Origin of the sequence: Chryseobacterium ginsengisoli, assembly GCF_039542325.1 — a bacterium.
In the GTDB taxonomy this organism is placed as follows: Bacteria; Bacteroidota; Bacteroidia; order Flavobacteriales; family Weeksellaceae; genus Chryseobacterium; species Chryseobacterium ginsengisoli.
Genome location: NZ_BAABHX010000028.1, coordinates 1 through 563, shown reverse-complemented (window position 1 = coordinate 563; position 563 = coordinate 1). Strand labels below are relative to the sequence as shown.

The following is a 563-nucleotide window of genomic DNA, read 5'->3' as shown; positions in this document are numbered from 1 at the left end:
TGGCTTAGAGCAGAACTTGTAGCACCATTCGCCCAAGTCGTAACGGTAGTATATTTTTTAACGGCATCACCAGTTGTATTGGCATCATAGCCAAACTGAACGGGCTTATTATCCCATGCATTTCCTACTTGTTTTTGCTGTAACACTCTGTCTAAAGGAGAGCTTTCCAATATCTTTTCAGAATAGATTTTCTCTGCCCCGTATAGTGAGGGTTGTGTGGCATTACTCAGCGGAGAGGTATAAATACCCCCGTTTTGCGTTCCCTGCTGTGGAACAGGAAGGTAATCTTTAACCTGTCTTCCAAAACCATCATATTCTATATGAGTCACAACATCTTTTGCTAGTGGTGATGCTTTTACATTCACAACCTGTTTGGGTCTGCCTAAACCATCAAAATACTGAACAGTTTCAATTTGTCTTGCTGTAGAGCTGCTTGTGGTGACAGGCTCTAAATAAGTCCTGCTTTGGATATAATTTTCTGTGGAACTCAGCTGAGCGTGAACCAAACCTGATATAAGCAAAGTTCCTATGGGGATTAATATCTTTTTCATCGTTTTTAGTTT

1 protein-coding gene is annotated in these 563 nt (G+C 40.7%); it reads right to left on the bottom strand.

Features of this window, described 5'->3' with window-relative positions; genetic code table 11:
• Positions 1 to 551, bottom strand: a 551-nt coding sequence (locus ABD940_RS22840; protein WP_345208875.1) for a DUF6443 domain-containing protein, incomplete at its 3' end; no start/stop codon positions are given.
• Between the last annotated feature and the right edge of the window lie 12 nt (positions 552 to 563).